This is a genomic window from Cupriavidus sp. SHE (genome assembly GCF_000812445.1).
Classification (GTDB): Bacteria; Pseudomonadota; Gammaproteobacteria; order Burkholderiales; family Burkholderiaceae; genus Cupriavidus; species Cupriavidus metallidurans.
The window spans coordinates 44,611-71,471 of record NZ_JWMB01000004.1 but is presented as its reverse complement, the minus strand read 5'-3'; the positions used below and the strand labels follow the sequence as shown (position 1 = coordinate 71,471).

The 26,861-nt window shown below is 64.7% G+C and carries 26 protein-coding genes; 9 read left to right on the top strand and 17 right to left on the bottom strand.

Annotated elements, in window-relative coordinates; translation table 11 throughout:
* From RN01_RS01730 to RN01_RS01710, 5 genes are all read right to left on the bottom strand, one after another.
* The coding region (locus RN01_RS01730) for a DUF2957 domain-containing protein (RefSeq protein WP_156149771.1) at positions 1-476 on the bottom strand (476 nt) is incomplete at its 3' end.
* Between the two features lie 285 nt (positions 477-761).
* The gene (locus RN01_RS01725) at positions 762-1,661 is read right to left on the bottom strand and encodes a DUF1571 domain-containing protein (protein ID WP_008642796.1); all 900 of its coding nucleotides are present in this window, start codon (positions 1,659-1,661) and stop codon (positions 762-764) included.
* Positions 1,662-1,868: 207 nt separating this feature from the next.
* The gene (locus RN01_RS01720; protein WP_011518010.1) at positions 1,869-2,810 is read right to left on the bottom strand and encodes a TetR/AcrR family transcriptional regulator; all 942 of its coding nucleotides are present in this window, start codon (positions 2,808-2,810) and stop codon (positions 1,869-1,871) included.
* Positions 2,811-3,012: 202 nt separating this feature from the next.
* Positions 3,013-4,608 (bottom strand): GMC family oxidoreductase, encoded by a 1,596-nt coding sequence (locus RN01_RS01715; protein ID WP_024569242.1) that lies wholly within the window; start codon positions 4,606-4,608, stop codon positions 3,013-3,015.
* Between the two features lie 8 nt (positions 4,609-4,616).
* The gene (locus tag RN01_RS01710) at positions 4,617-5,198 is read right to left on the bottom strand and encodes a hypothetical protein (RefSeq protein WP_024569243.1); all 582 of its coding nucleotides are present in this window, start codon (positions 5,196-5,198) and stop codon (positions 4,617-4,619) included.
* A 352-nt stretch (positions 5,199-5,550) separates the two neighbouring features.
* Here RN01_RS01710 and RN01_RS01705 point away from each other — a divergent pair, with 352 nt between their 5' ends.
* The 4 genes from RN01_RS01705 (at position 5,551) to RN01_RS01690 (ending at position 9,951) form a co-directional block, all read left to right on the top strand.
* Positions 5,551-7,116, top strand: coding sequence for an NAD(P)/FAD-dependent oxidoreductase (locus RN01_RS01705; protein WP_017511643.1), 1,566 nt, complete (start codon positions 5,551-5,553; stop codon positions 7,114-7,116).
* 77 nt (positions 7,117-7,193) lie between these two features.
* The gene (locus RN01_RS01700; protein ID WP_017511644.1) at positions 7,194-8,084 is read left to right on the top strand and encodes an SDR family oxidoreductase; all 891 of its coding nucleotides are present in this window, start codon (positions 7,194-7,196) and stop codon (positions 8,082-8,084) included.
* Positions 8,081-9,082 carry an alpha/beta fold hydrolase gene (locus RN01_RS01695; protein WP_017511645.1) on the top strand — a complete coding sequence of 334 codons (1,002 nt, stop codon included), beginning with the start codon at positions 8,081-8,083 and terminating at the stop codon, positions 9,080-9,082. The genes RN01_RS01700 and RN01_RS01695 overlap by 4 nt, the downstream gene beginning before the upstream one ends.
* On the top strand, positions 9,079-9,951 hold the full coding sequence (locus tag RN01_RS01690; protein ID WP_017511646.1) for a metal-dependent hydrolase: 873 nt from the start codon (positions 9,079-9,081) through the stop codon (positions 9,949-9,951). The genes RN01_RS01695 and RN01_RS01690 overlap by 4 nt, the downstream gene beginning before the upstream one ends.
* A 53-nt stretch (positions 9,952-10,004) precedes the next feature.
* Here the strand turns inward: RN01_RS01690 and RN01_RS01685 are convergent, their stop codons facing one another.
* Entirely contained in the window at positions 10,005-10,844 is an 840-nt protein-coding gene (locus RN01_RS01685) for a MerR family transcriptional regulator (protein WP_017511647.1), read from the bottom strand.
* 59 nt (positions 10,845-10,903) lie between these two features.
* Here RN01_RS01685 and RN01_RS01680 point away from each other — a divergent pair, with 59 nt between their 5' ends.
* The 3 genes from RN01_RS01680 (at position 10,904) to RN01_RS01670 (ending at position 13,969) form a co-directional block, all read left to right on the top strand.
* A complete protein-coding gene (locus RN01_RS01680) occupies positions 10,904-11,842 on the top strand; it encodes a LysR family transcriptional regulator (protein ID WP_011518018.1) in 939 nt (312 codons plus the stop codon).
* A 163-nt stretch (positions 11,843-12,005) separates the two neighbouring features.
* Positions 12,006-12,977, top strand: coding sequence for a tripartite tricarboxylate transporter substrate binding protein (locus tag RN01_RS01675; RefSeq protein WP_017511648.1), 972 nt, complete (start codon positions 12,006-12,008; stop codon positions 12,975-12,977).
* 17 nt (positions 12,978-12,994) lie between these two features.
* Positions 12,995-13,969 (top strand): M14 family metallopeptidase, encoded by a 975-nt coding sequence (locus RN01_RS01670; protein ID WP_017511649.1) that lies wholly within the window; start codon positions 12,995-12,997, stop codon positions 13,967-13,969.
* A gap of 130 nt (positions 13,970-14,099) precedes the next feature.
* Here RN01_RS01670 and RN01_RS01665 read toward each other — a convergent pair whose 3' ends face one another.
* The 11 genes from RN01_RS01665 to rpmH all read right to left on the bottom strand — a co-directional run bounded on the left by RN01_RS01665 (position 14,100) and on the right by rpmH (position 22,720).
* Positions 14,100-14,699 (bottom strand): Sbal_3080 family lipoprotein, encoded by a 600-nt coding sequence (locus RN01_RS01665; protein ID WP_024569244.1) that lies wholly within the window; start codon positions 14,697-14,699, stop codon positions 14,100-14,102.
* A 180-nt stretch (positions 14,700-14,879) separates the two neighbouring features.
* The gene (locus RN01_RS01660) at positions 14,880-15,446 is read right to left on the bottom strand and encodes an OB-fold putative lipoprotein (protein WP_008650831.1); all 567 of its coding nucleotides are present in this window, start codon (positions 15,444-15,446) and stop codon (positions 14,880-14,882) included.
* A 59-nt stretch (positions 15,447-15,505) separates the two neighbouring features.
* The gene (locus tag RN01_RS01655) at positions 15,506-16,102 is read right to left on the bottom strand and encodes a TetR/AcrR family transcriptional regulator (protein WP_017511651.1); all 597 of its coding nucleotides are present in this window, start codon (positions 16,100-16,102) and stop codon (positions 15,506-15,508) included.
* A gap of 12 nt (positions 16,103-16,114) precedes the next feature.
* Positions 16,115-16,705 carry a hypothetical protein gene (locus RN01_RS01650; protein ID WP_017511652.1) on the bottom strand — a complete coding sequence of 197 codons (591 nt, stop codon included), beginning with the start codon at positions 16,703-16,705 and terminating at the stop codon, positions 16,115-16,117.
* Between the two features lie 46 nt (positions 16,706-16,751).
* Positions 16,752-18,179: a tRNA uridine-5-carboxymethylaminomethyl(34) synthesis GTPase MnmE gene (gene mnmE, locus RN01_RS01645; RefSeq protein WP_017511653.1), complete on the bottom strand. Its 1,428-nt coding sequence runs from the start codon at positions 18,177-18,179 to the stop codon at positions 16,752-16,754.
* A gap of 52 nt (positions 18,180-18,231) precedes the next feature.
* Positions 18,232-18,993 carry a CHAD domain-containing protein gene (locus tag RN01_RS01640; protein WP_017511654.1) on the bottom strand — a complete coding sequence of 254 codons (762 nt, stop codon included), beginning with the start codon at positions 18,991-18,993 and terminating at the stop codon, positions 18,232-18,234.
* Between the two features lie 106 nt (positions 18,994-19,099).
* Positions 19,100-19,870, bottom strand: a complete 771-nt coding sequence (tam, locus tag RN01_RS01635) for a trans-aconitate 2-methyltransferase (RefSeq protein ID WP_017511655.1) — start codon at positions 19,868-19,870, stop codon at positions 19,100-19,102.
* 133 nt (positions 19,871-20,003) lie between these two features.
* Positions 20,004-21,671, bottom strand: a complete 1,668-nt coding sequence (gene yidC, locus RN01_RS01630) for a membrane protein insertase YidC (RefSeq protein ID WP_024569245.1) — start codon at positions 21,669-21,671, stop codon at positions 20,004-20,006.
* 22 nt (positions 21,672-21,693) lie between these two features.
* A complete protein-coding gene (gene yidD / locus RN01_RS32720) occupies positions 21,694-21,984 on the bottom strand; it encodes a membrane protein insertion efficiency factor YidD (RefSeq protein ID WP_008650848.1) in 291 nt (96 codons plus the stop codon).
* 8 nt (positions 21,985-21,992) lie between these two features.
* Entirely contained in the window at positions 21,993-22,439 is a 447-nt protein-coding gene (gene rnpA / locus RN01_RS01625; RefSeq protein ID WP_104670249.1) for a ribonuclease P protein component, read from the bottom strand.
* A gap of 146 nt (positions 22,440-22,585) precedes the next feature.
* Positions 22,586-22,720, bottom strand: a complete 135-nt coding sequence (rpmH, locus tag RN01_RS01620) for a 50S ribosomal protein L34 (protein ID WP_008650850.1) — start codon at positions 22,718-22,720, stop codon at positions 22,586-22,588.
* An 843-nt stretch (positions 22,721-23,563) separates the two neighbouring features.
* Between rpmH and dnaA the strand changes: the two genes are divergently transcribed.
* Both dnaA and dnaN read left to right on the top strand, forming a co-directional pair.
* Entirely contained in the window at positions 23,564-25,315 is a 1,752-nt protein-coding gene (gene dnaA, locus RN01_RS01615) for a chromosomal replication initiator protein DnaA (protein ID WP_017511521.1), read from the top strand.
* A 375-nt stretch (positions 25,316-25,690) separates the two neighbouring features.
* Complete coding sequence (gene dnaN, locus RN01_RS01610) at positions 25,691-26,806, top strand: DNA polymerase III subunit beta (RefSeq protein ID WP_008650852.1); 1,116 nt, start codon at positions 25,691-25,693, stop codon at positions 26,804-26,806.
* Positions 26,807-26,861: the final 55 nt, after the last annotated feature.

The following is a 26,861-nucleotide window of genomic DNA, read 5'->3' as shown; positions in this document are numbered from 1 at the left end:
CCGCCCCCCGCCACGCCGTTGCCGATGAAAATGATCGGCGGATTGGCGGGGTCGATGATGGCCTGCGATGCGCCGTCGGATGCGGTGACCGTTTTCAGTTCATACGCGCAGTTGTTTTGCGCTGCAGTCGGCAGCGGCCGGGTCGGATGCGTCATCGTGCCAGTCAGCGTGACGCCCGCGCGTGTCGGCGATACCGATCCCGGGGCCTTGGGAACGGCCGATTCGATGATCGTGATCTGGTACGTGCCCCGGGTAGAGTCGAACTGCATTTTCAGGAACTCGCCCGCGCCGGAACCGCCGGTGTACGTGGTGCCGTAATCGAGTGTGCTTGGGCACAGCGAGGCCACGGGCTGGTTCTCGGTAGCCCCCGAGGTGGGGCAGTTGCCGACGGTGGCGCATTGCTGCGCAGCGGCGGCCGGCGTTGCGCTACTGGAGGCATCGCCATCTCCACCGCCGCCGCAGGCAGCGAGTGTCATGGTCAGGCTTACCCCTGCAACAGCAAAAAATGCGTGTCGAGCATGCGACATCAGCATTGTTGTCTCCTTGTCGTTATGACCGCCGCTCCGGCGATTGCCGGGATAGCTCACGGTGCGTCGGAATCTCGCGTTTCAAGCGGTCGAGCGCAATAGAGCGCTCGTTCCAAACACCGTGGCCGCGCGGCGTGCCGTTGTCACGCAAGCCACTCCCGTCATTGTTCAAACCGCGTTTGCCATGCATGGCACGCCAATTCAAACGGACGGGATGGCCCACATTCGGCATCTTCAGAACTTGTATTCGCTGTTCGAGGGATCGAAGGTCGATGCGTCGAAGGTCTTTTTCTGGGCCTTCTCGAAGACGATCTTCTCGACCATGTTGCCGTCCGCGTCCCACGCGGTTTCCGCGCGTGGCCAGGGGTGCTTGAGATCGAACATCAGTTGCACCTTCTTCGCGTAGTACTTCGGCGCGCCTTCTGGCAGCTCCCATGTCAGCGCCACCATGCGCACGCCTTGCTCCTGCACGATTTCGACTCGGCTGTACTTCTCTGGCAGCCCCGCCGCGCGCAGCGTCTTCGCATCGCGCTCGAGCATCGACAGCACGAACTGGAAGCCAAGGTCGCGCACGGTGTGATTCGACTGGGATTTGGCCAATGTGCCGTCGATTGCGGTCCAGATCGACGTGAAGCCCATGATGCCGCCGAGGTGCCCGTACATCTCGTCCTTGCGACGGGTCTCGTCATAGATGATTTCCTGGCCGGCCTGCACGCCGTTTGGCAGCCACTTCGCATAGAGCTGGCGTGGCATATGGCGGTAGCGGATCATCATGCGCGCTGGCTTGTCTTGCCATTGACCGTTGAGTCGTTCCTGGCGCGTCATCGAGTATTCGTACTCGGGGTAACGATTCATTTCCGCCCGTGCCCACGTCAGGATGGCTTCGGGCTGCAACGCGTCGAACGTGGCCAGTACCTGCGCGTCGGATTGCGCGGCAAGCTCGCCGCTGGCTACCTGTTTCGAGAGCATCGTGGCCTGCTGCGAAGTGGGCAGACCGTCGTATGGCGTGGCGACGCGCGGGGTCTGCGTGGCCGGTGCGGACGCGCCCTGGGCGTACGCCGTGGTGCCTCCGGGCGGTGCCGCAAGAATCCCCAGGATGCCGCCGAGGGCGGCTGCCGCGTATAGCTGTTTCATCGCATGTCTCCTTTTGCGGGCAAGACGTGTCCCTCCCGCGGGCTGCCGTGGCAGGCGGGTGAAGTCGCGCCATGCGTGGCGCGCAACGGGTCACGCCTCGCAAGTTGCGTGGCGAATCACGTTGTCGGTATCGATAGCGACGGATGCCGTCGCCGCTCGTTGCCGGTGTGCGGCGGCCCCGGTGAGGACCACCGCTTCACTTGCCGGCTAGGACCTGGGGCGGGTTCGCATCCAGTCGTCGAGCGGGTTGCTTGGGAAGGTCGCGCAGTGCTCGCGGCGTACCGCCATGCTGGCGGTGGCCGCTCGCGTCGCTCCCTCGTTGCGCACTTGTCGCGCACTGCGTCTGGCACGTCCCAGCGCGGCTGCGGCGGCTGCCGCGGCCTCGTGGGATTCGGCCTCCACAGTGGCGGCCAGCGCCGCGAGGTGAGCTTGCTCGTCGGCGTGCTGCGTCTCGCCGATCTCGAACACATCCTGCAGCGCACCGAGCTCCTGCGGCGCGGGTGAAGGCGCCTTGAGGGCCGCCACCACCATCGACGTCAGTTGCGCCAGCACCTGCGCATCGCTCATCCGCTTGCCCTGCGTGAACGTCGGCATCAGGTTGCCGAGTTCGTCGCCGGCCAGCACGCCTGCCAACGCCTTGAGAGCGAAATGCAGGCGCCAGCCGAGCTCCTGACGTGGCACGTCCGGCAGCGCGTGGGCGAACGCTTCGAAGAAGCGGCCGAACACGGGTGCGTAGTGCCCCATCAGCCAGGACTGGATGAACGGGGATGTATCCGAATACACGCGCCCTAGCAGGCGCAGGAACGATGGGCCGCCGATCTCGGGCTCGCGCGCCATCTGGAGCGCGGGCACGAACAGCGCGCCCATCACGTGTTCGCAGCGAATCTCGGCACCCGGCCAGCGTGCCTCGCAGGCGTCCAGCAACGCGAGGCGACGGGTGTTGAGGGGATCCAGCCGGCGGCCAAGCACCGACTGCATCATGATTTCTTTGCTGCGGAAGTGATAGTTGACGGCAGCGAGGTTGACGATTGCCCGCGACGTAACCTGTCTGAGCGATGTTGCTTCGTAGCCTACCTCGATGAACAGCTTCTCGGTCGCGTCAAGAATGCGAGCCTTGGTGTCTCCTGCCGTGGTTTTCCCGGTCTTCATGGGGGCGTCTCTCGCTATGAAACCGCAGTGGACCCCTGCAATAAAAATAAAAATCCACGACCGCTGTGGCTCCGTGCTCTAACGGCATACGGATGCTTGAAACGGTTGTGGGAGCCTATCCAGCGCCACGACCGTTTCACAAGACTTATATTCGAATAGATCCTCTAAATTGCAAGCCCGACTGCGACGGGCTTGATTTGGATCATGGCTTGATGTTTCGGGATAGGGCCGAGACATTCTGCGCCGTGAGTGCGAATACTGACAACTGAGGGTTCGCACCAATACTGGTTGGAAATACCGAGCCGTCAAACACGGAGAGATTCTCGAGCTGATGGTGGCGACCCGCGCTGTTCACCACGCCCCGCTTGGGATCGTCGCTCATGCCGCAGCCGCCCATCAGGTGCGCGGTGAAGAGCAACGCGCGGAATTTCTTCAGGGGTAGTTGGCCGATGGCTTCGCGTGCCTGGGTCCAGCTCGTGTAGTCCTGACCGTCGAGATGAGCGGGTCGTACCCGCTTCGCACCTGCAGCAAACTGGGCTTCGGCCATGCTCAGGTAGGCGCGGCGCACGCCGTCCCAGACATAGTCGCTCACGTCGTAGTCGAGCACGGGACTGCCGTCGTCGGCAATGCGCACGCGCCCGCCGGGGCTCTCCGGCACGAAGCCGTCGCGCAGCAGCGCCAGCATCGCGTTGGTATGCGGCAACGCGGCCATCTGACGCCGCAGGTCATCGCCCAGCGCATTGAAAACGCCCGAGCTGATGCCCGGGAACATCGGCGGCACTTCGAGCTTGTAGCCCATCGGCCCCGTTGCGCCATCGCGCCATTGGAAATAATCGGACGCGATCGACTGCGGCGCGCCATAGTACGGATCGACCTTTTCCGGCATCTCGGCAATGGTCAGGTTCACCGGATGGATGAACGTGCGCAGGCCGATCCGCCCATGCGGGTCCGGCACGCGCGAACGCAGCAGCAACGCGGGCGTATTGATGGCGCCACCCGCCGCGATCACATGTTTTGCGCGGACGGTGACCGTGACGCCGGTGGCCGTGTAGCCATCGATGCCAAGCGCGTCGCCTGTGAGGCCGCGCACGGTCGCGCCGTTATGGTCGATCGTGCGTACGCGCAGCCGATGCACGAGCGTGGCCCCGTGCGCGAGCGCGTTGGGAATCGTCGACACCAGCATCGATTGCTTGGCGTTGACCGGGCAGCCCAGGCCGCAGTACCCGGAGTTCCAGCAGCCTTTCACGTTGCGCGGAATCACGTGCCATTCCCAGCCGAGCTTTTCGCAACCGCGCTTGAGCACGGTGTTGTTCGGATTCGGGTCCATCGCCCATGGCGCCATGTTCAGGCGGGCTTCGATCTTTTCGAACCACGGCGCCATCTCGGCTTCGGAATGCCCGGTTACGGCGTGCTCCGTGGCCCAATGCGCCAGCGTTTTCGGGGGCGTGCGGAAGCTGGACGTCCAGTTCACGGTAGTGCTGCCGCCCACGGAGCGCCCCTGCAGGATCGAGATGGCGCCATCGGACGTCGCACGCGCGGCGGCCTCCTGGTAGAGCTCGCGATACGCGCGCGCTTCATCCATGTCCTTGAAACTGTCCGAAGTGCGCAGTGCCCCTTCCTCGATCAGCAGTACCTTGAATCCCGCCTCGGTGAGCATTTCGGCGGCAATGCCACCGCCCGCGCCGCTGCCGACGATGGCGACGTCCGCTTCAAACGTGCGCGGCGCGGTGAACGTGGCGGCGTCGAGCACCTTCCAGCCGGACGCGATGCCGGCGCTGTAGATATCGTTAATGGCCATGGTGGGTGTCAGCTGTGGATGGCGCGATAGACCGCGGGATTGGGGCCGGGATAGCCGGCGGCGGCCCAGGCATCGGGCAGCACGAAGTAGCCGACGCTGGTCAGCTTCACCAGCACCACGCCGCCCGCGTTGAGCGTTTCGAAGCGGCTGGTGCGCCAGCGCGTCAAAAATCCGCGCACCTGCTCGGGCGTGGCCTGGTCCCACGGCGCGCGCAGGCCGGCCAGGGCCCAGCGCAGCGGCGTGCTGGCCAGCAGATCGAGCAGCTTGCGCAGTTCCGCGCGGCCGTTCAGACCCATTGCCGCGATCGACCCGTCGATGTTCTGCACGGCGGCGGCGATGCGCTTCTCGCGCTGGGCCGGGTCGACTGATTCCAGCTCGCTGACTACCGCCGGCAGCAGCGCCCGGAACAGCGCGACATCGGCCGGCCGCAGGAATGCCATGCCGGCCTGCGGTGGTGTGCTGGCGGGCGAACAGCCCGTTAGAGAGGGAAGAAGCGCCGAGCAGGCGATCGCGGCGGAAAACCCGGCGCCGACCTTCAGGAACTGGCGGCGTGATGATTTCTCCACAGCGGGTGGGGCAGGTACGGGCATCGTGTCTCCGTCTTCGTTTGTGTTGTCGATGTCGTTGCCGGCCAGGCGAGCCGCACTGGCCAAGGTGCGTTGCGATTCTGCCGAAGCGCAGGATTTTTTTTCATCCCCCCGACAGGTTTCAAACGCGCGACTGACTGCCGCCGCCGATGCGGAATTCTCGGCGCGCACCTTGTTTCATGTGCGCTAGAGGCCGCTGGAAATCGCCGAAAAATAGAGCAAATCTTCAAACCAGCACATTGACCCACACCACAGCGATACCTACGATGACATCGTTCAATGTCACAATCAATGGTGTCGTGATCGTGTCGCCGCCCTCGAAGGCGACACCCGCGCACCCACCGGAATGCGCCAAATGAATGCACCCGTGGATCTGCCCGACCGCCTCATCCCCACGCGTCCCAACGACGCTGCCTGCGACATCGCCATCATCGGCAGCGGCTTTTCTGGGCTGGCCATGGGTATCCGTCTCAAACAAGCTGGCGTCGATGATTTCCTGATCTTCGAGAAAGCCGGTTCGGTCGGCGGCACCTGGCGCGATAACCACTATCCCGGTTGCGCGTGCGATGTGCAATCCCATCTCTACTCGTTCTCGTTCGCGCCGAATCCGAGCTGGTCGCGCATGTTCTCGCCGCAGCCGGAGATCCGCCGCTACCTTGAACACAGCGCCGAGACGTTCGGCCTGAGCTCGCATTTGCGCTTCGGCCATGAACTGAAGCAGGCCGTCTGGGACGCGTCCGCTGGGGTCTGGCGGCTGGAAATGGCCGATGGCCGGCGCGTGCGCGCGCGGATCCTGGTCTCGGGGATGGGCGGGCTCAGCCGCCCTGCCATTCCTGATATTCCCGGTCTCGATACCTTCGCCGGCACCACGTTCCACTCCCAGCAGTGGCGCCATGACTATCCGCTGGCGGGCAAGCGCGTGGCCGTGATCGGCACTGGCGCCAGCGCGATCCAGTTCGTGCCGCAGATCGCGCCACAGGTGGATCGCCTCGACCTCTACCAGCGCACGCCGCCGTGGGTCATGCCCAAGCCGGACCGCGACGTGTCCGCGCTGGAGCGCTGGATGTTCCGCCAGTTCCCCTTCACGCAGTGGCTGGTACGCGCCGGCCTGTACTGGATGCTGGAAATGCGCGTGATGGGCTTCGTGATGCATCCGAAGCTGATGAAGGCCGTGGAGCGGATGGCGCGGCGCCACCTGGCGCGGGAAGTGCGCGACCCCGAGCTACGCGCGAAGCTGACGCCGGACTACACGATCGGCTGCAAGCGCGTGCTGATGTCCAACGACTACTACGGAGCGCTCACACGCGCCAATGTCGATGTGGTGACCACGGGCATCGACCACGTGGAACCGGACGCGCTGGTGATGCGCGACGGCAGCCGCCGGCCGGCCGATTGCATCATCCTGGGCACGGGCTTCCGCGCCACCGATCCGCTGCCGCGTGGCGTGATCATCGGGCGAGATGGCCGTGACGTGCTCGATGCCTGGCGCGACGGCGCGGAGGCGTACCTCGGCACCACGGTCTCGGGCTTCCCGAACCTGTTCCTGATCATGGGACCGAACACCGGACTGGGACACAGCTCGATGGTGTTCATGATCGAGTCGCAGGTGCGCTACGTGCTCGACGCGCTGCGGCAGATGCGGCAGGAACGCGTGCAGGCCGTGGACGTGCGCCCGTCGATCCAGGATGGCTTCAACCGCGGCATCCAGCAGAAGCTGGATCACACGATCTGGTCGGCAGGTGGCTGCGCGAGCTGGTACATGGACCCGCGCAGCGGCAAGAACACCACGCTGTGGCCAGGTTTCACATGGCAGTTCTGGCGCGCGACGCAGACCTTCCGCATGGCCGACTACGAACGCTGGCCCATGCGCGAACAAGGCGTTGCCCCGCTACCCGAACAGGCCGAGACCGCTCGCGCCTGAGATCTGGTCGCACCCATCCCCCAGCCCTGCGCCCTCATCCACACCGCAACACCCCATAACGATATCGGGAGACATGCATGAAGGATTTCCACAACAAGGTTGCCGCGATCACCGGCGCCGGCTCGGGCATGGGGCGCTGTCTGGCCATCCAGCTCGCGCAGTCCGGCTGCCACGTGGCGATATCGGACTGCAATGAGGCGGGCCTCGCGCAGACGGCGGCCGAAGTGCGCAGCGTGGCGCCCATGGTGCAGGTCACCAGTCATCGCGTGGATGTCGCGGATCGCGCCGCCGTCCATGCCTGGGCGGATGACGTGGCGCGTGCGCATGGCCGCGTGAACCTGATCTTCAACAATGCCGGCGTGGCGTTGTCGAGCACGGTCGAAGGGATGGCCTACGACGATCTCGAATGGATCATCGGCATCAACTTCTGGGGTGTGGTGCATGGCACGAAGGCATTCCTGCCCCATCTCAAGGCCAGCGGCGAAGGCCATGTGGTGAACACGTCGAGCATCTTCGGCCTGTTCGCGCAGCCCGGCATGGGCGCGTACAACGCCAGCAAATACGCGGTGCGCGGATTCACGGAATCGCTGCGCCAGGAACTCGACCTGATGGACTGCGGCGTGTCCGCGACCACTGTGCATCCAGGCGGCATCAAGACCAATATTGCGCGTGCCAGCCGGGTGTCGTCGAGCGTGAACGGGCTGCTGGTGCGCGACGCGCAGCAGGGCCGCGAGGAGTTCGAGAAGTTCTTCATCACCACGGCAGACAAGGCCGCGCGCGTGATCCTGGACGGGGTGCGCGCGAACAAGCGCCGCGTGCTGATCGGCCCGGATGCCTACGCGGCGGATGCCCTCTCCCGCATCCTGCCTGCCGCGTACCAGTCGCTGGTGGTGCGCGATACGCGACGCAAGAGCAAGCGACTGCTGTCCGATACGGCGGGCGTGCCCGCACGCGGAGAACGCGCATGAATCGCGCCGCGTTTTCACGTGAGGCGGCATTGCAGTCGCCGCCGGGTGCGTTCACGCGCTGGTTCGGGCAGGGCCGCATCGGCCTGTTCAGCCTGTCGCGCGAAACGCTGGCGCATCGTCATGCGTTGCCGGCGTCCCGCTGGGTATCGGTGATGGGCACGCTGGTCCATTACACCGAGGAAGGCGTGCCGGAGGGCGAGCCGCTGGTGCTGATCCACGGATTCGGCGCGTCGCTGCATACGTGGGAGGGGTTGATGCCGATGCTGCGTCGCCGCTATCGCGTGGTGCGGCTCGACCTCGCGCCGTTTGGCCTCACCGGTCCGCTGCGTGACGCGCATGGTCGCATCATGACGATGGATGTCGACGTCTATCGCGCGTTCATCGACGGCTTCCTGGCCGCAGTGAACATCTCGCGTGCAACAGTGATCGGCAACTCGCTCGGCGGTCTGATCGCATGGGACCTCGCCGCTCGCCGGCCGTCGCTGGTGAACCGGCTGGTGCTGGTCGATGCCGCAGGCTTCCCGATGAAGCTGCCAATCTACATCGGGCTGTTCCGGCACGCCGTGGTGCGCTGGTCGGCGCCGTGGATGTTGCCGGAGTCGATCATCCGCGCGGCTACGCGTGACGTCTATGGCGACGCGTCGCGCGTGCCGGAGGCCACGTTCCGCCGCTACGTCGATTTCTTCTATGCCGCGGGCAGCCGTGAAGCCGTAGGCCGCATGGTGCCGAAGCTCGATTTCGATGGGTTGGATACCGAACGCCTGCGCGGCGTGCGTGTGCCCACGCTGGTGCTGTGGGGCGATTGCGACCGCTGGATTCCGCCCGCGCACGCGGCCGAGTTCGCGGCCCGCATTCCCGACGTGACGCTGCGCCGTTACGCGGGGCTTGGCCACATCCCAATGGAAGAAGACCCTCAGCGCGTGGCCGCTGACCTGTTGTCTTTTCTGGACGGTGCACGCGAGGCACGTCCGTCATTCAGCAAGGAGTTCGCATCATGATGCCTGTCCGCCGTGACGTACACCCTCATCTCCCGCCGGAACGCATTTGCGATTGGCATCAACGCGGCCGGCACGTCACCCACTTCATCAACGCGCTTTCGATTTTCTTTCCGGCCGGCGAACGCTTCTTCATGGACAGCGTGCGCAACTATCGCGACCGTATCACCGATCCAGAACTCAAGCAGGCCGTGGCCGGCTTTATCGGACAGGAAGCGATGCACACACGCGAGCACATTCTTTACAACCGTTTGCTCGATGATGCCGGCCTACCTGCCAGCAAGCTCGACAACCGAGTGGCCAGCCTGCTCAATCTGCTGCGCAAGATCCTGCCGAAATCATGGCAGCTCGCGCACACGATCGCGCTGGAACACTACACGGCGATGCTGGCTGCCGGCATGTTGGCCGATCCGCGCCAAATGGGTGATTCGGAGCCCGGCTATCGGCAGGTATGGACCTGGCACGCGCTGGAAGAAACCGAGCACAAGGCCGTGGCTTACGACGTGTGGAACGTGGTCATGAAGCCCGGCCCGTACCGCTACTTCGTGCGAACGTTCACGATGCTCACCACCACTGTGACGTTCTGGGCCATGGTGTTTGCTTTCCACGTCAGGCTGGTGATGGCGGACAAGTCATGCCGCAACAAGCTGTTCGGCTTTGGCAGCGTGATGAACTTCCTGTGGGGATCGCCGGGCACGCTGCGCAAGATGATTCCGGAATGGTTCGCCTACTTCCGGCCTGGGTTCCATCCTTGGGATGACGACAATCGCGCGGAGCTGAGCCGCATCGCGCCGCTGATCTCGGAGATCGAGGACACGGCGATTCGCGCGGGTGCCAGCACGCGCGCGCCGTCGATCCGTAGCGTGGCGTGACGCGGTAGGTGGCAAGCGGCAGGCGGCAGGTGTGCGGGAGCTCGGCCGGCGCATCAATCGCCCGCCGATCCTCCCTCTTCATGCAGGTGTTCGAGGATCGCGGCAACGCGGTCCCCGAGATACTTGTTGGCCGAGATTTCGAGCGCCCGCATCATCTCGGTCTCCAGCGCCACCAGCGCGAGTGGCCGGATGCGCCAGAGCACATCCACGATGCGCGGCACTTCGGATGGCGGTGGCAGCTTGCCTTCGCCGAAGCGGTCCAGTTCGCGCACTACCATGCCGACGATCCGGTCGGACACGGCCTGGAAGTGACCGCGCGCCTGCTCGATGATGTCGAGCACGTCCTCGAGCGGAAACCCGGCTTTGGCCATCTCGGCACCCGCCGCCAGCGCGCGCGGGCTGCGGGCCAGGTAGCCGAAGCCATCCGGTTCCAGCAATCCCAGTGAAATCGCCTTGGCCAGCGCCGTGCGCGAGATCGCGCGGCCGAACAACCGTGCCAGCGCCAGGTACGAGTAGTGGCGCGGCGCTTCGCTGTTCCAGGGGCTGCTGATCGCCGTCTCGAGACCCAGGATCGATCGCAGGTCGTGGCCTTCGACGATCGCCTTGAGCAGTTCCATGATGTTGGCGAGCGTGTAGCCGCGCGCCAGCAGATGGTGGATCAGCCGCAGCCGCCCCAGATGCGCCTGCGTGTAGATGCCGACGCGGCCGCGCCGCTCGGGTGGGTCGATGAGCCCGCGGTCCTGATAGGAGCGGATATTGCGGACGGTGGTGCCGGCCACACGTGCCAGCTCGTCGATGGTGTATTCGGGAAAAGTCTTGCCGCCCGTCTGCGCTGAGTCGGAATCGGTAGGACTGGAAGGAGTGGGCGTGCCGCCGCGCTTGATCGAGACCATGGCGAAAATTCTAACTGAGTCGGCGACGTTACAATGCGGCATCACTTCCCGCGGTCCCCATGCATATCCGTTGGCTCGAAGATTTCGTCTGCCTGGCCCAGGCCGGGAGTCTCGCGCGTGCCGCCGAGTTGCGCAACGTCACGCCGCCCGCATTTGGCCGGCGGATGCAGGCGCTCGAAGTCTGGGCCGGCGCGCCACTGATCGATCGCAGCACGTTTCCGGTGCGGCTGACCGCCGAGGGCCGCCAGTTCCTGGAGGCCGCGCAGACGGCGCTGCGCACGCTGGAGGACGCACGCCTGTCGCTGCGGGCGGCGCATCGCGCGGACGCCAGCACGCTGACCATCGCCACCGGCAAGACGCTCGCGCGTTCGATGGTGCCAGCATGGCTGGCCGGCCTGCGCGAGGCACTGCGCGACGACCCGGCCGGCGCCGGCTTCCGCACACGGCTATCGACCCATGCCACGCACGATGCGCTGGCCATGTTCACCGAGGGCGATGCTGACTTCCTGCTTTGCTACAGTCCGCACGATATGCCCGTGATGCTGGACGACGCGCGCTATGTGTTTCATCCCGTGGGCGTGGAGCGCATGGTCTGCGTGGCGGCTGCCGATGCGCGTGGTGGCCCCGCCTTCCGGCTGCAACGACCGAAGTCGGGCACGCGCCCCGCGCCGGTGCCGATGATTGCCTATGCGGAGACGCTGACAATGGGCCGCATGGTCAATCAGGAGATTGCCCGCCGCAAGCTGGCAAGTTGGCTCGACGTGATCGCCGTCAGTGACTTCGCCGAGTCGGTACACGAGATGGTGAGGCAGAAGATGGGGCTGGCCTGGCTGCCGGCGCGTCTGATTGCCGACGATCTCCATTCGGGACGCCTGGTACGTGCCGATCTTCAGGGCGGCGACTCCGCCGACCTCGCGCTCGATATCCGCCTGTACCGCCCGCGCGCGCAAATGCGCCCGTTGGCCGAGGCGTTCTGGCGGGCCGCGGCGGCCGCCTGAGCACTGGTTCGTCCCTTCTCCCGGTCTATACACCCGTCGTGCGGAGCGGGGGGTCAGACAGCCATTGCCAAATTGGCAATCCACATTGCCAAAGCCGCATGTTTCCCGCTGCGCGTCTCTCTACCATCGCCGGACAACATTCCTAGAACTGCCCGGAGAAATCATGAAGACCCTGCTGCGCGCGGCCGTTGCCGCCTCTCTCGCCTGTTGTGCATTCGCCGCGAGCGCGGCCGGCAACTACCCGACCAAGCCGATCACGCTGGTAGTGGGCTATACCGCGGGCGGCAGCGTCGATCTGGTTGCGCGTACCGTGGCGCCGGAACTGGGCAAGCGTCTGGGGCAGAGCGTGGTGATCGAGAACCTCGGCGGCGCTGGCGGCACGATCGGTGCGCAGAAAGTGGTCAAGGCCGATGCCGACGGCTACACCCTGCTGATGGGCTCGGGCAGCGAGGTGTCGATCGCCCGCCTGACCAACCCGGCCGTGCGCTATGACGGCGAGAAGGATCTGGCGCCGATCACGTTCGTCGGCACGCAGCCGATGGTGCTGGTCGGCAAGCTGCAACTGCCGGCCAAGGATGCCGGCGAACTGATGGCGCTGGCCAAGGCGCAACCGGGCAAGCTGTCCTATGCGTCTTCCGGCGTTGGCACGCCGCTGAACCTGGCCGGCGAACTGATCAAGCAGCAGGGCAAGGTCAACATCACCCATGTGCCGTACAAGGGGGCCTCGGCGATGTCCACCGACCTGCTCGGCGGTCAGATCGACCTGGCCGTGATGGTGCTGTCCTCGGCGCTGCCGCACATCCAGGCGGGCCGCGTTCGGGCCTATGGTGTCACCGAAGCCAAGCGCGCCAGCGTGGCGCCGAACGTGCCGGCGCTGGCCGAGACCCCGGCGCTCAAGGGCGTCGACATGGGAGTATGGTTCGGATTGATGGCACCAACGTCTACTCCCCGCCCTGTTATTGATCGCCTGAATAATGAAATGCAGGCCGTACTAGCCATGCCCGAAGTTCGCAAGAAGCTGGCCGAGGCCGGCGTGGAAGTGGCGCCGGCCAATCCGGCCCAGTTCGCGAGCTTCATCAAGCGCGAAACCAGCCGCTATCGCACGATCGTGCAGGCGGCCGATATTCGCGAGTAACTCCTGAGGAAGTCCTGATGACGCAGACTGCTCCCGCCTTCGACGCCTACCCCGTCGAAGTCGAATTTCCCGATATTGGCCCGTATGCCGAGAGCAATACCGGCATCGCCTACCTCCATACGTTCGACAGCGGCCTGCCCGGGCCACACGTGATGATTAACGCACTGACGCACGGTAACGAGGTGTGCGGCGCGATCACGGTGGCCGGGCTGCTCGACCATGGGCTGCGGCCGCGACGCGGCAGGCTCACGCTGTCGTTCGCCAATGTCGACGCCTACGCGCGCTTCGATGCGGCGAAGCCCGATGCGTCGCGCTTCGTCGATCAGGACTTCAACCGGGTCTGGACTTCGGCGGTGCTCGACGACGTGTCGCGTGATTCGTCCGAACTGCGCCGGGCGCGCGCGATGCGTCCGGTGATCGATACGGTGGACCTGCTGCTTGACCTGCACTCGATGCACGAGAAGAGCCGGCCGCTGATCGTGTCCGGTCCGCTCGACAAGGGCATTGCGTTGTCACGTGCCATTGGCGCCCCGGCCGACATCATCGTTGATGAGGGCCATCCGGAAGGCCGGCGGATGCGCGATTACGCGGATTTTGGCGATCCGGCCAGCCCGCGAAATGCGCTGCTGATCGAATGTGGCCAGCATTGGGAGACCTCGGCGGTAGACGTCGCGCGTGACAGCACGGCGCGCTTCCTGCTCAGCGCCGGCATCGTTGAGGAAGCCGATCTGCCCGCGGGCTGGCTGCGCCCGCTGCCGGCCGCGCAGCGCGTGATTCGCGTGACCGAGCCCGTGGTGGCGACCAGCATGGATTTCCGCTTTGCCGGCCCGTACACGGGGCTGGAGACCTTTGCCGATGCCGGAACCGTGATCGGCTGGAACGGCGGTGCCGAGGTGGTCACGCCGTATCCCAATTGCGTGCTGGTGATGCCCTCGCTGCGCCAGTTGCGGCCCGGGGTGACCGTGGTGCGTCTGGGTCGGCTGGAAGCCTGAGCACTGGAGCACTGGAGCACTGGAGCATCCACGCGCCAGAAACCCACGATCTTCACGCGGCGAGCCGGCAAGATGCCCCCTCAAGAGGCGTTCCCCGGCCCCGCTTTTCGTATGCCTGAATGCCGCCCGCTCAGGCGGCGGGCGCTACGCCACCGGAGCCTGGCTGCGAACCCGGGGTAGGCGCCGGTGCTGCCTGGGCCGGTACCGGTTGGGGCTTCAGGCCCGGGAACAGCTGGTCGACCAGTTCGTCGATCTTGGCGTCCGGCTGGATCAGATGGCTCAGATTGATGCCGCCCGCGCTGCGATTGGCGTTGTAGATGGCCTTGCCGGCACGCTCGCCATTGCGGAATACCGTGATGTCGACCGAGACCAGGAACGGCGTTACGAATGTCTGGCGCTGGGCCGTGTACGTGGCGGTCATCGGGCACGCCGCCACCGACGAATACGGCTGCAGGACCTTCACTTCGAAATTGCGCGCGCGCAGTGCGTCCGCGAAGTTCTCCACATAGGCATTGCCGTTCACTTGATTGGGGATGATGCAGAACAGCGCGCCATCGGCACCCACCACGTGATTGCCGTTGACGCGGAACTGCGCCGGTCCGCCATAGGGGCCGGGCTGGAAGCTGGCGATCGGGTCAGCCTGGCCCTGGTCGACCGGTGTGACGGCTTGATAGGTGGAACAGCCGCTGGCCAGCAGGGCCAGCATGGCGGCAATCGTTGCTCTTTTCATCGTGTGTCCTGAGTCGCGTCAGCGCGGGCGCCGGCCGCCCGGATCCGGATGAGGGGCGCATTGGCGGCACCATGCCTGCGTACTGTAGACGCGCGGGCACAGGGTCAAATCACTGAACAACGGGGCACTGATGCCGCAAATCTCCCGCGTGCCGCGCACGGCACCGCGCGGGACGGCGATTTAATTGGCGCCGCCGCGAATCAGGCAGTCATTCAGCAGCGGCACGCCGCCCTCGCCTTGCCCGGCGCCCGTGCATTCGACGGCCACCTTCTGGCCGCGCCGGACCATGGTGGCGCGCGCCTCGACCTCGCAGACCCTGCCTGCCGGGCCACAGATTTGCCGGCGCAGCAGGTTTGCCCGGACCAGTTCACCCGGGTTGCTGGTGCGGATTTCCAGGAACACGTTGTTGCCGTCGTCGCGCCGGATGCCGCTGGCCACGCCTTCGACGATGAAGTACTTGCCGCGATAGCGGTCGTCGGCCTCGCCTGCATTGTCGCGATAGTCGGCAAACAGGCCATCGGCCTGGTATTGGGGCAGGACGTCGGCGGGACGCTCGGGGTCGATGCTGATCGGGTCGAGCGTGCCGTTACGTGGGATGCCGCGCGGGATGCTGGCTGGCTGGGATGATGGCGCGGCGCCGGTTTCAACCGGTACGACGTCCCCCTTGTCATTGCCAACGAACCACAACAGGCCGAGGACGACCACGGCAACGACGGCGATGAGGGATTGCTGCAGGCGGCTCAACATCTCGGGGACGGGCTCCTCTGGAGCCAGGTAAGTGGAGAAAGGCCGCCAGTTTAACGCGCCTACTCCTTGCTGACCCGGGCCAGCAAATATCCCCTGGCTGCTGCGAGCACTTCGTTGGACAACGGCGTGCCCTGCGTGGCGCGCGAGAGCACCAGGGCGCCGACCAATGTGGCCATCTCCGCGATGGCATTAGTGCGATTGGCGGCGGCGTTGCCGCCCGGCTGGATGCTGGCCAGAACATCCAGCAGTTTTTCGAGCCCTTCGTGGTAGGTCGCGCGAACCGGTTTGTCATCGCCCTCGCGCGCGACATCGTTGGCCAGCGCCGCCGCCGGGCAGCCGCTCCCAGGCGCATTGCGGTTGCGCGTGGACAGATAGCCATCGATCAGCGCCGACAGCGCCGTCGCCTTGTCAGGCGCTTCTTCCACACGTTTGCGCCAGCGCGCGTTCGACTCCTCGAATGCGCGCGCGCAGGCGATGGCCGCCAACGCATCCTTCGATTCGAAATGGCCGTAGAAGCCGCCGTGCGTCAGTCCGGCCGCACCCATCAGATCGGCTACGCTGATCCCGTGAAATCCTTGTTCGCGAAACAACTGGGACGAAGCCTGTTCAATGGCTATACGGTTCTTTTCCGTTTCCGCTTTCGATACCCGCGGCATGACTGACTCCCATCACTGACTTCCATCCTTGTGGACTGACTCACCATCCGTGCCGGGATGGTCTGCCACATTGTTTGCCAAGTCAACGGCGTCCAGTTGAGTGATACCGATCGAGCGGCCTCTTGCAGGTGCGCCCGTCATCGCGACGTATGCTGCGGCGTCATACGGCGTCGGCTGTCCAAGTTGCGCGAGGAACAAGTCGCGCATGATGTCGCCCTGCTGTTCGAGCTTGTAGGCCGTGAGTGGCTTGCCGGGCTCCAGCCGGTACCGGTACTGGTTGAAGCCGAGGAAGTGCCGGATCTGCTCGCCAAGTCCTCTGCACAATACGTTGACGCCGTGCTGGTGCTGCCAGACGTGCGCCATCTCGTGAATGAAGAACGCCTGGATCTGGATGCCGGCAGCGCTGAAGTCTGTGTAGTGACGCAGCCTTCGGCCGAGATACATCTGCCCGTTTGGCGTGATGATGTATCCGGCGCCCTGCCAGAACACGTAGTTCCGCGCGTGGATGCGGACCTGCCTGTAGTCGATGTCATCGGCAAAGACACGGCGGGCGAGCGCGATCTCACCGGGGGTGAGGGGGCGAGAGGTTTTCGCGGAAGACATCAGGAGACGGTTCGCCTTGTGCTACCGGTCTTGTCTCGCCAAGCCGTCACTTCCCGATGCAGAACCGCGTGAAGATCGTCCCCAGCAGGTCGTCGCTGGTGAACTCTCCAGTGATGCTGTTCAGGTGATCCTGCGCCAGCCGCAGTTCTTCCGCGAACAGATCCAGCGCCTGGGCGTGCTGCGAGGCGCTGGCCTCGGCGAGTTCGAGGTGCGATTCCGCGTTGCGCAGTGCGATGAGATGGCGCTCCCGCGCCAGGAATGCGCCTTCATTGCCGGACTGCCAGCCGATCAGGCGCAGCAGTTCGCCGCGCATCAGGTCGATGCCCGCGCCGGTGCGCGCGGAGATCCAGATTTCGGTCGGGTTTGGCCCATTGGCCGCCACCACGTGCGGGCGGTTGCCGCCAAAGCCCATCGCGCCGACGGATGGCGCGAGGTCGATCTTGTTGATGACGCGAACGATTGGAGACCCGGGGGGCAACTGGCCGCTCAGGCGATCGTCGATATGGTCATCGGTCTCCGAAATGCCATGCTCGATGTAGTCCGCCGCGTCGATCAGATGCAGCACGATATCGGCGTGGCGGATGGCTTCCCATGTGCGCTCGATGCCGATGCGTTCCACTTCGTCGGCGGCATCGTCGCGCAGACCTGCGGTGTCGATTATGTGCAGCGGGATGCCGTCTATCTGGATCGTCTCGCGCACGCGATCACGCGTGGTGCCGGCAATCGGCGTGACGATGGCGAGATCCGAACCGGCGAGCGCATTGAGCAGCGAGGACTTGCCCACATTGGGCTGTCCGGCCAGAACCACCGACAATCCTTCACGCAGCAATGAGCCCTGCCGCGCCTGCTTGAGGACGCCCGCGAGATCTTCGCGAATGCGCGTCAGCTGGCCGCGTGCATTGGAGGCCTCGAGGAAATCGATCTCCTCTTCGGGAAAGTCCAGCGTGGCTTCCACCAGCATTCGCAGGTGGATGACTTTTTCCACAAGCGCGTGGATCGCCTTGGAGAACTCTCCCTCCATGGACCGCGCCGCAGACCGCGCCGCGGCCTCCGTGCTTGCTTCGATCAGATCCGCCACGGCCTCGGCCTGCGCGAGGTCGAGCTTGTCGTTGAGGAACGCGCGCCGTGTGAACTCGCCCGGCTCGGCCACACGCAGGCCGATGTCCTTGCCGGCCTCGAGGCAGCGCGACAGCAGCATCTGCATCACCACCGGTCCGCCGTGGCCTTGCAACTCAAGCACTTCCTCGCCGGTGTACGAATTCGGTGCCGGGAAGTAGAGCGCGAGGCCATGATCGATGACATTGCCACGCGCATCGACAAACGGCAGATAGGTGGCGTGACGTGGCTGCAGCGTGCGGCCGCATACGGCGCGCATCACGGCGCCGACATCGGGGCCGGAAACGCGCACGACGCCGATGCCGCCACGGCCTGGTGCGGTGGCAATCGCGGCGATGGGAATCAGGGATACGGTCATGGGCAGTATTGTCGCAGATCGTCCGAATGGGGGACGATCGGGGTGGCAAGGCTCAGCTTGCCAGGCATTCGCATATCAGCCTGTGCGCCACGGCGTCGTCGATGATGCCGCCGAGTTCGGTTTGGCGTGCGATGAGCTTGCCGTGCAGCCGCTTGCGGTACCGCTTGGGCAGCACATCGGACAGCGCTTCGATTGCATACCTCAATCGCTTGTTGCCGATCCGCAGCGCATGGACGTGTGCGATCTGGCCGTCGCGCGCCACGCGCGCCAGATCGCGTACGCGCCCGCGAGCTTTGCGGATGCGCCCGCGCGCGAACGCGGCCATGCGGCCATGCTGCCCGTGACGGGTCTTGGGATCAGACAGGTGCAGCAGATCCCGGTAAAGAGTGGGCAATGGCGCCTGCCGGTAGCGCGTCAACTGCGTGACCATGAGCGTGCGTGCCTTGGCGCGCCTGGCATGGGCGACGTCGATCAACGCGACCAGCACCGGGTCCCCGGGTTGCAGGGCAAGGGCAGGCAGCAGCGTTTCGGAAAGAAAGACGTCCCAGTCGCGCACGGCGCTGGCGGCATCGGCCACGTCATGGAGCGCCAGCTTCCAGCGCTCCATGACGGCGCGCGGCAGGATCGGGCCGAACGCCCAGGTCACCGCACGCAGGTGTCGCACGGCCACGCGCAGTGCGTGCACATCTTCCGCTATGTCGCGTTGCAGCAGGGCGTCGAGCTGAGCCTCGACGATGCGCAGGCCCGAGCCGCCCAGCATGACAAAGGCGGCGGCAGGGCGCATCTTCCGATGCAGCTCGGGCGGACGGCTCATGGCGGTATCTCTCTGCGCACAGCTTGGACACGAGGAGACTGCAAGGCGTCACTGCAGTGTAGGCGACGACGCACGTGATACCAACGCCATGTTCCGTGGAGGCTTCCTAGCGCGTTGCGACGATGAACACGCGCGGGAACGGCAGCAGGACCGTGCCATCGGACATGGCCGGGAAGACCTTGGCCACTGCCGCTTCATATCGCTTCAGGTATTCGGCCTTCTCATCTTCGGTCAGAGGCGCCAGGAATGGCCGCAGGCCGCTGCCCTTGAACCACTCGACGATGGCCGCCGGGCCGCCCTTGAGCGGATGTTGGTAAATCGTGCGCCAGATGTCCACGCGTGTGCAGTGCGGCTTGAGCAGTTCGTAGTACCAGCGCTCGTTGGCCAGCGGCGTGCGGGCTTCGGCGGCCTTGGCGAGCTTGTCCGCCCACGGGCCGTTCAGCGCTGTCTCGCGCATTAGCTGGTGCGGCGGCTCGTTGAGGTTGTCCGGCATCTGCACGGCCAGGCTGCCGCCCGGCGCCAGCTTGTCGATCAGCGAGGGAAACAGCGTGGCGTGATCTGGCACCCACTGGAACACGGCATTGGCCAGGATCACGTCGTAGGGGCCGGGGTCCTTCCAGGCGGTGACGTCGGCGATGTCGAAGCGCAGGTCCGGCAGGCGTTTGCGTGCTGCCGCGATCATGTCCGCGTCGCTGTCGAACCCGGTTACCTCGGCGCCGGCGTAGCGCGCGGCCAGTACCTCGGTGGAGTTGCCCGGGCCACAGCCAACATCGGCGGCCCGCCGCGCGCTGGCGGTGGGGATTGCCCCGACCAGATCCCGCACCGGGCGGGTCCGTTCATCCTCGAATTGCACGTATTGGCTGGCGGACCAGGTCATGGCGTATCCCCTTTCGTCTTGGTGAAGGGGATTCTAGTCTTATATAAGATATAAGACTAGGGGCGTGCGCCGAAAAAGAAAAAACCCGGCGCGAGGCCGGGTTTTTCATGGTTCGGGGTCGGATCGGCGGTGATCAGCTCTTGGCTACCGCAGCCGTCTTGCCCTTGCCGAGCATCCGGTTGATCTGCCATTGCTGGGCGATCGACAGGATGTTGTTCACCACCCAGTACAGCACCAGGCCGGCCGGGAAGAAGAAGAACATGAACGAGAACACCAGCGGCATGATCATCATGACCTTGGCCTGCACGGGGTCCGGCGGGGTCGGGTTCAGTCGGGTCTGCACGAACATCGACACGGCCATCACGATCGGCAGGATGTAGAACGGATCCGGCACCGACAGATCGTGAATCCAGCCCAGCCACGGCGCGCCGCGCATTTCCACCGACGACAGCAGCACCCAGTACAGCGCGATGAACACCGGAATCTGAATCACGATGGGCAGGCAGCCGCCGAGCGGATTGACCTTCTCGGTGCGGTACAGCGCCATCATTTCCTGGTTCATCTTCTGCGGATCGCCCTTGTGGCGCTCGCGGATGGCCGTCATGCGGGGCTGCAGGTCCTTCATCTTGCCCATCGACTTGTAGCTGGCAGCCGACAGCGGGAAGAACACGAGCTTGATCAGCACGGTCAGCCCGATGATCGACCAGCCCCAGTTACCCAGGAAGCCGTGCAGCTTTTCCAGCAGCCAGAACAGCGGCTTGGCCAGGATCGTCAGCCAGCCGTAGTCCTTCACCAGTTCCAGGCCCGGGGTGATCTGCTCGAGCATGCGCTCTTCCTGCGGGCCGGCGAACAGGCGGGCATCGGTGCTGACCGTTGCGCCCGGGGCCAGTTGACCCAGCGGTTGCTGGATACCCACGCGGTACAGGTTCGGGTCGATCTGCTCGGCGTAGAAGCTGTGCTGCTTGCCGGTCTGCGGAATCCAGGCCGATGCGAAGTAGTGCTGCACCATCGCCACCCAGCCGTTGTCGGTGGCGGCCGGCACGGTGGCCTTGCCCTTGGCGATGTCTTCGAAGGTGAGCTTGTGGTACTTGTCGGCGTTGGTGTAGATCGCCGGGCCCGTGAACGTGCTGTAGAACTGCGATTTCTCGACCTTGCTGCCGTCACGCGCCAGTTCCAGGTACAGCGTCGGCGAAACCGCCGCGGTGCCCGTGTTGGTCACGTCGAAGCGCGTGTCGACCACGTAGCTGCCCTTGTGGAACGTGTAGGTCTTGACGAACTTCACGCCGTTCTTCTCGGCGGTCAGCACTACGTCGAGCTTGTCCTGGCCCGGTGCCAGCGTGCGCGCGCCCGGCGCCACCGTGAACACGGTGGTGTGGTTCGGCAGGTCGCCACCGATCAGGCCCGAGCGGGCCAGGTAGGTGCGATTGACGTCGCGTTCAAGCAGGACGACCGGCGCGCCATCCTTCTCATGCTCGTTGAGCAGTTCCAGGCGCGACAGGATGCCGCCGGCCGTGTCGATCTCGGCGCGCACCTCGTCGGTGGTCACGGTGACCTTCTCGCCGACCGGCGGCGCAGCCGCTTGTGGCGCTGCCGGAACCGTTCCAGGGGCTGCGTTCGTCGCGTTCGCCTTGGGCACGTCGGCCTGAGGCGTGGCGCCACCAGCGCCGGCCGGGGCGGCCTGCTGCGTGTTGGCGCTCGGGAAGAACATCGACGCGTGGCCGTTGGCGCGCTGCCAGTTGTCGTAGAGCAGCACGAGGGACATCGAGAAGATGACCCACAGGATGGTGCGTTTGATATCCATGTCTCGCTATGGTCGGAGGAAATCAGGGTCTGGGAAGCCGGACCGTGACAGGCGGGCGGCCTGGCGCGGCGGATGCCGGGGGCGCCGCGGCGGTCCCGTGTGTTGCAGGCACGGGATCATACCCGCCCTTTGTGAATGGGTGGCAGCGACAGAGTCTGCACGCCGCCATCCAGGTGCCGCGCGCCGCGCCGTGCTGCACGATGGCGTCGCGGGCATAGTCGGAACATGTGGGCAGGAAGCGGCACTGCGAGCCCAGGTAAGGACTCAGGGCGATCTTGTAGATGCGCAGCAGGGCAAGCAGGATTCGCTTCATGGTGGTGGTCAGGCAGGCGCCTCGGGCGTGGTGGGCACATCCGCGGAAGCCGATGGCGGTGCCGTGGGTACGGCGGGCGCAACGGGTAGCGGCTTGGCCGCCACGTCCAGCAATCCGCTGATCTCCGCATGGCAGGCCTTGCGGATCGCAACCCGGCTGGAGAACTCCGCGCGCGGAAACTTCGCTTGAAGGCGCAGCAGAATATCGCGGCCCGCGAATTGGGCCTGCCGGCTCCGAAACAGTTCCCGCACCATGCGCTTCACGAGATTACGCTCGGCCGCGCGTGGTGCGAATTTCTTGCCGACGACGATGCCCAGCCGGGCCTGTGCCTGGCCGTTGGCGCGCACGTACAGCACGAAGTGCGTAGTGCGACGCCGGGGCCGCAAAGCAAAAACGGATGAAAACTCATCCGTCTTTGTGAGCCTCGCGGCTTTGGGAAAGGCATGGTTCGACACGCTTGGCAAAGCTAGCGGCAAGCTGGGCTTCGACGGGCAGTGCTCCCGGCCATCCTGAGTGCGAGGCGCTTGGCCGGGCAGGCTTTCATCGAGGCAGCGCGAATCGCGCAACCCGACGTTCACCGCCCGGGCCGGTCGCCCGGCACTCAGATCGCCAGGCGCTTGCGGCCCTTGGCGCGGCGTGCGTTGATCACGGCACGGCCGCCACGGGTCTTCATGCGCACGCGGAAACCATGGGTACGCTTGCGGCGGGTAACGGAAGGTTGATAGGTACGTTTCATGTTGCACTCTCTGGTTGATCCGGGCTTTCCGGGCGCCGGCGATTTGCCGGGGCGCCTTGGCCGCCGCGTATGGTTCGCATGGGGCTGTGCCGCGATGCAGACTCTGGGAAAGCTGCGGCCTTGCCGACGATTCTGGTTCTGTCTTGCTGCCGGCCGCCGCTGGCATCGCCACATTGGACGAAGCGCCGGCGGGGATCAGGCCGCTTGCCTGATGCCGCACATGGTTCACACGCACGGTACGGGCCAGACCCGGCGATGCGCATACGTGATCCCCTGCCGCATCGCAGAACCCGCCATTTAACCGATATTCGTTGAGCCTGTCAAGGCGTCCGATGGTTGAGGCCGGTGGCGGCGGCGAATCCGTCACGCCGCCGTGGCGCGCCATTGTCCACAAGTCGCAGTGGGTAACTCTGTGGGTATTCCCGGTCATCCATACGCATTACCGGCAGCAATCAAGTCATTGTTTTCGATAGCCAATTGGTCGTTTTTGCCTTGTACCGAGAACGGCTTCTGACATGGTTGTGCACAGCAATCCACTGAATTTTCACAACTTGTCCACAGGGTTATCCTTTGTGGATAACTTGGGCAGGGGGGTACAATCCCGGTCCAAACACCACACGGGCTTGCGTGGCGCACGCACAACCCGGACTTCCTGCCTTTGGTATACCGCCATGTATACCGTTTGATCGATGCCGTTACGATGCCTCGGGCACGTGGACGGCCTGTTGTCGTTGACGCGTTTGGGAATGACGCGGAGGCGGCATGGCAGGGCAGAGTCCGTGGCGCGCGTACGTTGCGATACTCGTGACACGTCCGCAAGGATGTGATCACTTAAAAGAACACATGCAAGATTTCTGGCAGGCAGCAGCCGCGCAACTCGAGCGCGAACTGACGCCGCAACAGTTCAAGACCTGGATCAAGCCGTTGGCGCCCGTGGCCTTCGACGAGGAAGCGCATGCGCTGCGGATTGCCGCGCCCAATCGCTTCAAGCTTGACTGGGTCAAGAGCCAATTTTCGGGTCGGATCACGGCCCTTGCGTGCGAGTACTGGGAAACGCAGGTTAGCGTTCACTTCGTTCTCGACCCCGCTGCATCGGGGCGCGCGGCCGCATATACCCAGCAAGCAATGCAACAGGGCCAGGATGCGCCCGCTGCAATGGGTCCGGCCATGAGCGCAGCAATGGGTGCGGGCCATGCGCCTTATCCGGGCATGGCTGGCATGGCCGGAGGCCAATCCTACGGGCAGGCTGGCGCGCAGGTTCCCGGCGCGCATCCGAGCCAGATGGCTGGATATCCCGACTATCCCGGCCAGTCCAATGGCGCGCCCGCTGGCTATGGCGGCGCGGCGGGCGGACAAACGCCCTATTCCCAGTCGCAGCAGTCCGCGCAGGGACGCGGCGCGGCACCCACCGGGCATCCGCTTCAGGGCAATTCGGCCGCGCATTTGCCGGACATGGGCGAGATCGACGTGGCCCAGATGGACCCGGCCGAAGCCAGCGCCCGCTCCTATCGCGTGCCGTCGCAGCAGCCGGCAGCGCCGGCCGGGGCGCAGCAGCAGAGCGACACGGTGCACGAGCGCTCGCGCCTGAACCCGATCCTGACGTTCGACAACTTCGTCACCGGCAAGGCCAACCAGCTCGCGCGCGCCGCGGCGATCCAGGTGGCCAACAACCCGGGCAAGTCGTACAACCCGCTCTACCTGTACGGCGGCGTCGGCCTGGGCAAGACTCACCTGATTCACGCGATTGGCAACTTCATGCTGATGGAGAACCCGCGCGCGCGCATCCGGTACATCCATGCGGAGCAGTACGTTTCCGACGTGGTGAAGGCCTACCAGCGCAAGGCGTTTGACGAGTTCAAGCGCTACTACCACTCGCTGGACCTGCTGCTGATCGATGATATTCAGTTCTTCTCCGGCAAGAACCGCACGCAGGAAGAATTCTTCTACGCATTCGAGGCGCTGATCGCCAATCGCGCCCAGGTGATCATCACCAGCGATACTTATCCGAAGGAGATCACCGGCATCGACGACCGGCTGATTTCGCGTTTCGACTCCGGCCTGACTGTGGCGATCGAGCCGCCCGAGCTGGAGATGCGCGTTGCCATTCTGATGAAGAAGGCCGCCGCCGAGAACGTGAGCGTGCCCGAGGAAGTGGCCTTCTTCGTGGCCAAGCACCTGCGGTCGAACGTGCGCGAACTGGAAGGCGCGCTGCGCAAGATCCTGGCGTTCTCGAACTTCCATGGCAAGGACATCACGATCGATGTCACGCGTGAAGCGCTGAAGGACCTGCTGACCGTGCAGAATCGCCAGATCTCCGTGGAGAACATCCAGAAGACCTGTGCAGATTTCTACAACATCAAGGTCGCGGACATGTATTCCAAGAAGCGGCCAGCCAATATCGCGCGGCCGCGCCAGATCGCGATGTATCTGGCGAAGGAACTGACGCAGAAGAGCCTGCCGGAGATCGGCGAGTTGTTCGGCGGACGCGATCACACCACGGTGCTTCACGCCGTGCGCAAGATTGCCGAAGAGCGTAGCAAGGACGCGCAACTCAATCACGAGTTGCACGTGCTGGAACAGACGCTCAAGGGCTGACACGCGTGCAGGTCGCGTGCGCCGAATGCGGCGCCGCAGCCTGCCGAAAGCGGCTCATCGACGATTTCGAGGGCCAGCCTTGCCGGGCTGGCATACTACTGGGTGCGCGTCCGGCGGCAAGCGGGCGCCGGTAAACTGTTGGATCGCGGGAATCTGGCCTCAGATAAGGCTTTGCGGTGAGTCGGGACGGATTGGCAGAGGTTGGCGGCGGAATGTGGCATTTTGTGCACAACCGGACGCCGTGCCGGGTTCGCCCCGCTTCACCGCAGCGGCTTATCCTTGGTACAATGCGACATTAACTCCTTGATTCCTAAGTGAATTTGGAGTTGTGCAAAACCTGCGGTCGCTATCGACAAACGACGAAGGATAAATTCAATGCAATTGGTCAAAACCTCGCGAGACAATCTGCTGCGTCCGCTGCAAATCGTGAGCGGCATCGTGGAGCGCCGCCACACCCTCCCGATCCTGGCCAACCTGCTGATTCGCAAGTCCGGCTCGAACGTATCCTTCCTCTCGACCGACATCGAGATCCAGATCACGACCCATGCCGAATGCGGCGTCGGTAGCGACAGCGTGGCGACCACCGTGGCCGCGCGCAAGCTGCTGGACATCCTGCGCGCGATGCCTGACGGCGACGTGGCGCTGTCGCTGAACGACAAGCGCATGACCGTGCAGTCGGGCAAGAGCCGGTTTGCGCTGCAGACGCTGGCCGCGGAAGAATTCCCGACCGTCGCCGAAGCCGCCGAATTCAACGCCAGCGTGAGCCTGCCGCAGAAGACGTTCAAGCATCTGCTGGCGATGGTCCACTTTGCGATGGCGCAGCAGGACATCCGTTACTACCTGAACGGGATGCTGCTGGTGGTCGATGGCAAGAAGGTCATGGCCGTGGCTACCGACGGTCACCGCCTGGCGTACTGCGGCGTGGAGCTCGAGAATGAAGCGACCGGCGTCGGTTCGCGCCAGGAAGTGATCATTCCGCGCAAGACCATCCTGGAACTGCAACGCCTGCTGGAAGACACCGATGATCCCGTGCAGGTGCAACTGGCCGCCAATCAGGTCAAGTTCACCTTCGCCAATATCGAACTGATCAGCAAGCTGGTGGAAGGCAAGTTCCCGGACTTCCAGCGCGTGATCCCGAAGGGCTACAAGAACGCGTTTGCGATCGACCGCGTGCAACTGCAACAGGCGCTGCAACGCACGGCGATTCTGACTACCGACAAGTTCAAGGGCGTGCGTTGCATTCTCGATACGCACGTGCTGAAGATCAGCTCCACCAACGCCGATCAGGAAGAGGCGCAGGAAGAGCTGGAACTTGATTATTCGGGCGATGCGCTCGATATCGGCTTTAACGTGACCTATCTGCTCGACGTGCTCGCCAACCTGAAGAGCGAGCAGGTGCAGGTCAGCCTCGGCGACTCCAATTCGAGCGCGCTGATTACGGTGCCGGAAGACGACAACTTCAAGTACGTCGTCATGCCGATGCGCATTTGATGGCCACCATCAGACGCCATCCAGACCACAATCGGGCACACACCGCAGCAGGGGC

Bases quoted from the DNA above. Each gene is read 5' to 3' on its own strand.
- RN01_RS01725 (WP_008642796.1), bottom strand. From the start codon at position 1,661: ATGAAACAGCTATACGCGGCAGCCGCCCTCGGCGGCATCCTGGGGATT.
- RN01_RS01720 (WP_011518010.1), bottom strand. From the start codon at position 2,810: ATGAAGACCGGGAAAACCACGGCAGGAGACACCAAGGCTCGCATTCTT.
- RN01_RS01715 (WP_024569242.1), bottom strand. From the start codon at position 4,608: ATGGCCATTAACGATATCTACAGCGCCGGCATCGCGTCCGGCTGGAAG.
- RN01_RS01710 (WP_024569243.1), bottom strand. From the start codon at position 5,198: ATGCCCGTACCTGCCCCACCCGCTGTGGAGAAATCATCACGCCGCCAG.
- RN01_RS01705 (WP_017511643.1), top strand. From the start codon at position 5,551: ATGAATGCACCCGTGGATCTGCCCGACCGCCTCATCCCCACGCGTCCC.
- RN01_RS01700 (WP_017511644.1), top strand. From the start codon at position 7,194: ATGAAGGATTTCCACAACAAGGTTGCCGCGATCACCGGCGCCGGCTCG.
- RN01_RS01695 (WP_017511645.1), top strand. From the start codon at position 8,081: ATGAATCGCGCCGCGTTTTCACGTGAGGCGGCATTGCAGTCGCCGCCG.
- RN01_RS01690 (WP_017511646.1), top strand. From the start codon at position 9,079: ATGATGCCTGTCCGCCGTGACGTACACCCTCATCTCCCGCCGGAACGC.
- RN01_RS01685 (WP_017511647.1), bottom strand. From the start codon at position 10,844: ATGGTCTCGATCAAGCGCGGCGGCACGCCCACTCCTTCCAGTCCTACC.
- RN01_RS01680 (WP_011518018.1), top strand. From the start codon at position 10,904: ATGCATATCCGTTGGCTCGAAGATTTCGTCTGCCTGGCCCAGGCCGGG.
- RN01_RS01675 (WP_017511648.1), top strand. From the start codon at position 12,006: ATGAAGACCCTGCTGCGCGCGGCCGTTGCCGCCTCTCTCGCCTGTTGT.
- RN01_RS01670 (WP_017511649.1), top strand. From the start codon at position 12,995: ATGACGCAGACTGCTCCCGCCTTCGACGCCTACCCCGTCGAAGTCGAA.
- RN01_RS01665 (WP_024569244.1), bottom strand. From the start codon at position 14,699: ATGAAAAGAGCAACGATTGCCGCCATGCTGGCCCTGCTGGCCAGCGGC.
- RN01_RS01660 (WP_008650831.1), bottom strand. From the start codon at position 15,446: ATGTTGAGCCGCCTGCAGCAATCCCTCATCGCCGTCGTTGCCGTGGTC.
- RN01_RS01655 (WP_017511651.1), bottom strand. From the start codon at position 16,102: ATGCCGCGGGTATCGAAAGCGGAAACGGAAAAGAACCGTATAGCCATT.
- RN01_RS01650 (WP_017511652.1), bottom strand. From the start codon at position 16,705: ATGTCTTCCGCGAAAACCTCTCGCCCCCTCACCCCCGGTGAGATCGCG.
- mnmE (WP_017511653.1), bottom strand. From the start codon at position 18,179: ATGACCGTATCCCTGATTCCCATCGCCGCGATTGCCACCGCACCAGGC.
- RN01_RS01640 (WP_017511654.1), bottom strand. From the start codon at position 18,993: ATGAGCCGTCCGCCCGAGCTGCATCGGAAGATGCGCCCTGCCGCCGCC.
- tam (WP_017511655.1), bottom strand. From the start codon at position 19,870: ATGACCTGGTCCGCCAGCCAATACGTGCAATTCGAGGATGAACGGACC.
- yidC (WP_024569245.1), bottom strand. From the start codon at position 21,671: ATGGATATCAAACGCACCATCCTGTGGGTCATCTTCTCGATGTCCCTC.
- yidD (WP_008650848.1), bottom strand. From the start codon at position 21,984: ATGAAGCGAATCCTGCTTGCCCTGCTGCGCATCTACAAGATCGCCCTG.
- rpmH (WP_008650850.1), bottom strand. From the start codon at position 22,720: ATGAAACGTACCTATCAACCTTCCGTTACCCGCCGCAAGCGTACCCAT.
- dnaA (WP_017511521.1), top strand. From the start codon at position 23,564: ATGCAAGATTTCTGGCAGGCAGCAGCCGCGCAACTCGAGCGCGAACTG.
- dnaN (WP_008650852.1), top strand. From the start codon at position 25,691: ATGCAATTGGTCAAAACCTCGCGAGACAATCTGCTGCGTCCGCTGCAA.